4 protein-coding genes and 1 pseudogene are annotated in these 4,958 nt (G+C 54.3%); all 5 read right to left on the bottom strand.

Annotation, left to right across the window (positions count from 1 at the left end; all coding sequences use genetic code 11):
- Window positions 1–1,439 (bottom strand): annotated as a pseudogene (locus HY768_06590) (indolepyruvate ferredoxin oxidoreductase subunit alpha).
- A 95-nt stretch (window positions 1,440–1,534) separates the two neighbouring features.
- Entirely contained in the window at window positions 1,535–2,596 is a 1,062-nt protein-coding gene (locus HY768_06585; protein MBI4726875.1) for an undecaprenyl/decaprenyl-phosphate alpha-N-acetylglucosaminyl 1-phosphate transferase, read from the bottom strand.
- Between the two features lie 592 nt (window positions 2,597–3,188).
- Window positions 3,189–3,470 carry a BrnA antitoxin family protein gene (locus HY768_06580; GenBank protein MBI4726874.1) on the bottom strand — a complete coding sequence of 94 codons (282 nt, stop codon included), beginning with the start codon at window positions 3,468–3,470 and terminating at the stop codon, window positions 3,189–3,191.
- Entirely contained in the window at window positions 3,439–3,753 is a 315-nt protein-coding gene (locus HY768_06575; GenBank protein MBI4726873.1) for a BrnT family toxin, read from the bottom strand. The genes HY768_06580 and HY768_06575 overlap by 32 nt, the downstream gene beginning before the upstream one ends.
- 142 nt (window positions 3,754–3,895) lie before the next feature.
- Window positions 3,896–4,958, bottom strand: a 1,063-nt coding sequence (locus HY768_06570; protein ID MBI4726872.1) for a glycosyltransferase, incomplete at its 5' end; no start/stop codon positions are given.

The raw sequence follows: 4,958 nt of genomic DNA, 5'->3' as shown, positions 1-4,958 counted from the left end.
CGCCTTGACGGCCGCCTCGGTCTCCTTCAGGTTCAGGGGGTCTATCAACTGGACATGTTTGACCCCGCAGGATTTCACCAACTGCTCCAGGTCCACCATCGGGGCTTCCTGCCCCTGCAGGGTCTTGCCGGTGCCGGGATTTTGCTGATGCCCGGTCATGGCGGTGATCCGATTGTCCAGTATGATCACCGTCCCTTTAGAATTGTTGTAGACCATGTCTATCAGTCCGGTGATTCCGGAGTGGAAGAAAGTGGAGTCGCCGATCACCGCCACGGTCTTCTGGGCCATTTCGGGCCCTAAGGCCTTCTCCAGTCCCATGGCCGCGGTGATGCTGCCGCCCATGCAGATCACGGTGTCCATGGCGTTTAAGGGGTCCATCATCCCCAGGGTGTAGCAGCCGATGTCTCCGGTAACCGTCAGCTTCAGTTTATTAAGGGCGAAGAAGACCCCGCGGTGCGGGCAGCCCGGGCAGAGCACCGGCGGCCGGCCGGGGACGGTGATGTTCTGGTAGGCCGGCTCTTTTTGCAGGCCAAAACTTCTGGCTACCGCGGTGGGATCCAGCTCTCCCATGATCGGAACCTTGGACTTTCCGGTGATCTCCTTTTCAAAGGCGTTTTTGCCGGAGACCTTGTAGCCCAAAGCTTTTATCTGTTCTTCCAGAAAACTGTCGTTCTCTTCGATCACATAAACTTCGTCCACCGAGTTGATGAAGTCGGTGATCTTTTTGACCGGAAGCGGAAAAGTCAATGACAGTTTTAAGTAGGAGGCTTGAGGGAATATATCCCTGGCATATTGGTAAGATATGCCGCTGGTGATGATCCCCGGTTTTTTGTCGCCCTTTTCTATCCTGTTGTATGAAAAACTTTCTCCGTATTCAGCCAGTTTCTTCAGGCGTTCCTCCACCCTGGCGTGCATCTTGCGGGCGTGGGCCGGGATGGTGATGTTCTTGGCGATGTTCTTGACGTAACCGGTAGGCTGGTGTTCCTTCCTTTCGCCCAGCTCCACCACCCCCTTGGAATGGGAGATGCGGGTGGTCAGGCGCAGCAGCACCGGGGTATCGAACTTTTCCGACAGCTCAAAGGCCAGCTTGGTCAGCTCCAGACATTCCTGGGAGTCGGAAGGCTCCAGGCAGGGGATCTTAGCCATCTTGGCGTAATAGCGGTTGTCCTGTAGGCCATGGAGAACAGCGGGTCGGCCGCCACGTTCAATCCCACGTGCTTCATGCAGGTTAAAGCCCGGGCCCCAGCGAACGAAGCGCCGGCCGCCACTTCCAGCCCTACCTTTTCGTTGGTGGCCAGCTCGGCGTAGATCTCCTTGCACTTGGCCAGGTTTTCTAGGATCTCGGTGGAGGGCGTGCCGGGATAGGCCGACACCACGTTGACCCCGGCCTCCCAGGCTCCCCGGGCCACAGCTTCGTTGCCGGATAGAAGTTTTTTCATTAAATAGACCCCATTTGTTTTATCGCTTATTCATCGTTGTTTACTGTCGGGTCGTTCGTAAAACGTATTGCCTTCAGGCCGTATTGGTTGTATTCTCACTCCTCCATCGGATCCCGGTTCCAGCTTTTGGCCTCTTTGGTGATTGGAATTCCGCCTGGATCCACCGGCGCAAACATCCCCAGCCGTATCATCCAGAATACTATCCCCAGCCACAGGACCAGGGCCAGCCCGGCCGGAATTGTCCAATGCAGGTACCGCGACGAAACCGCCAGCAGAACGAAGATCAATTGGAAAAGACACATGACGCGGTTGATCTTCCAGACCGATCCATAGCGATGATACATCAGATCGTAAACGTGGCGGCGGTCGCCGCTAAAGATGTCCCGATGCATAACGATCCGGCGGATGATGGCTAGACTGGCATCGATCACCAGCCAGGAGAGCAGAATGAATGCCGCCAGCAGAAAAACCGGGCCGTGCGAACCCAGCATCAGGGCCATCCAGCCCAGCGCCCCCCCCAGCACCAGGCTGCCGGAGTCGCCCATGAATATTTTGGCCGGCGGTTTATTGACGGTCCAGAAGCCCCCGGCCGCCCCGGCCAGGATGGCCGCCCAGCAGGCCAGAATCACATCGCCGGCCAGCAGGGCCAGGGTCAGAAATCCCAGGCTGGTGATGGCCGTCAGCCCCGAGGCCAGGCCGTCCATGCCGTCCATAAAATTCAGGGCGTTGGCTCCGGCGATCAGGACAAAGATCCCCAGCATGAAATCCAGCCGCTCGTAGCCGGTTAAAGGCAGGTGTCTTGAGACCAGCATGATGGTAATGCCGGCCGCAACCAGCCCGATAGCCTTGATCTGGGGTTTGATCTCGTGCAGGTCGTCTAATAATCCGATGATGAACAATTCCAGGCTGCCGATCCCCATGGCCGCCAGCTGGCGCTCCCCCATGTTCAGCCCGGACAGCAGCCAGCAGGCCTCCAGGGCCACCCAGATGCCGAAGATAATGGCGATGCCGCCGCTGCGGGGAGTGGAGTTTTGGTGCATCCCCAATTCGTCGGGATGGTCCCAGATATTCATCCTCCGGCCCATTATTTTTGCCAGCGGCAGGAATATCACGGTGGCCGCCAAGGCGGTTATCAGCACGATAAGATAGCTTAGCATTCGTTGGTTATCAGGTTAATGGTTATATGGGAGGCCTTGGCCACAGAGACTCAAGAGGCGCTTCAGGCTTTCCTTTAAAGGAATGAGTCATTGCGAGATGGCAATTATGCCCGGCAAATGAAGCAATCCCGTGTTCGTCATTCCCGGCTTGATCGGGGATTCAGGCCTATCCATCCGCAGATGGCGCAGATTAGCGCAGATTTTTTCTCACACCCAGGCACCAAGAATTATTCATTCTACATACATACATACATAGTTCTCCCTGAAAAACCCAGTTTACCCCGCTTGCCCTGCAAAGCGGTGGCAATGGCGGGGCTAAACACTCGAAAAAGCGCGAAATGTTGAATTCAGAATATTACTTTAACATATTTTGTGATCAATAGGTTATGGAAATTCTCTTTTTCGTGCCTGCCCCGTTTGCCCCGCCCAACGGCGGTGGCTACAGCGGTGGTTTTTCGCGTTTTTCGCGCCTGCGCGCTATAGCCCCGCCGTTGGCGGGGCGCAAGCGCGGGAAAAGGGTCTTTTTCAGTGGCAACTACATACATACCGGACACGGCCCGCCGCTTTGGACTTTTGCCGTAAGAGGCGGGCGTTACCTGGATTTCAGCTGCATTTTTTCCCCGACCTTGTCGGCCAGCAGCATTTTTAGCATCGACTGGTATGGCACATCTTGCTTGTTGGCCAGCTGCTTCAGCGCTTCCAGCAGGGATTCGGGCAGACGGATGGAGATGGTGCGGCTGGACGGTTTGAGGTTGGTGAACAGGGCCGGGCGGGCCGTAGTGTAATCGACATAATCGGCCGAATCGTGCGCCGCCCAGAATTTCTCTTCGGCCCCGGGGGTTTTAAATACCGGAATCTTTTTGAGCTTTTTCATGGTAAATGCGCCTTTCCTTTTTGTGCATGTCGCGGGCGGAAATGATCCTGATCTTTGACCTGCGGTTGGTGAAAATAATGAACAACAGCCGCCCCTGGCCGGTTTTGCCCAGGGCGTAATATCTTGGTTCCTGGTGCGAATGAGCGGCATCGGATTGAACGTATAACGGCTGGTTGAAAAAAGCTTCCTCGCATTCCCACCATTCAACCTGATGCTTATTTTTGTTCTTGTCCCGGTTGGCGGAATCCCCGTCAAAACCATTGAACTGAGGGTAAGCGATCATGCGGACACCATTTTTGTATTGTATATTACCATTATATACATTATTTGGTCAAAAGTCAATGTTTGGAGAACGGTTTTTATTGCCTGTGTCTTCGCCAAGGTCCACAAATTGTTGCAATGGAATCCGCGTCCCATACACCCAATTACCTGTTTTCCAATTTCCTATTAACGAATAACGGCAGTGAGATAAGCCCCCAGAGCGATCCCAGTCCGTAGGAGAAGTGCAGGGTAACAAAGACGACGGGGAGCAGGGCAAGGGAGCCGAACGACCGTTTGCCGTTTACAGTTGGGACGTTTGGCGTTGGGTCCGGCTGTTTACTTGCCCTGAGCCGTGTCAAAGGGCAGTTTACAGTTTGGCCGTTTAACGTTGAGTTCTCCTGTTTGCCGTTTACGGTTTGCCCGTTTACAGTTAAGTTGTTGACCGGTTGCGGTTGGTTCCCATCTTGGCCGGTAACATTCTCAAACTTTGAACTGTAAACGGTAAACTTTGTTTTGCCCGCTTGTATGACAGCCAGAAGCATAGCGGAGAAGTAGGCCAGCAGTTCCAGCAGCAGCAGACGCGTAGCCGCCAGGCCGATGCTGTTTGAAACGTTGGAAAGGTTGAACAAGTTTAAACCTTTCAAACTTGTTAAACTTATTGAACCTGGCGGGGCTGATATTAGAGCCAGCGCGGAAAGCAACAGCAGCGAAGAAATGAAGATCAGAGGAATGAAATGACGCAGCCGCGGCGCTTTGGGATTTATTTTCAGGATCCTGGCAATGCTGACGCCATCGCTCCAGCGCTGGATCCATATTTTTTTTAGAGTATCGCGGCAGTAATAATACGACTTTATTTTGGGCGATAAATATATCTTGAACCCGGCTTCTCTTGCCCGGGCATTGAATTCTATATCCTCCGCCCGCGGTACGCTGAAAGTCAAATACCCCACTTTTTCAAAAACCTCGCGCCTATAGAAACCTGGCCAGACCGTTTCCACCCAACCCTCGGCGTTGGGGTTGCGGAACGTTCCGCCGCCCAGGCCGAACGGGCTTAAATGGGCCAGGACGATGGAATGAGCCATGGCGGTCTTACTGCTCGGCAACGACAACGCCGGGCCGCCCACGTTATCGGCTTTGGTTGCTTCCATGACCTCCAGACAGTTCTTTAAATAATCCTTGCCGTAGACTGCGTGGGCGTCCATCCGGGCAATATAACGGCCTTTGGCT

This window comes from candidate division TA06 bacterium, from assembly GCA_016208585.1.
Taxonomy (GTDB): domain Bacteria; phylum Edwardsbacteria; class AC1; order AC1; family EtOH8; genus UBA5202.
Note: the sequence above shows the minus strand (reverse complement) of the source record. Positions and strands in the feature narration are given on the sequence as shown.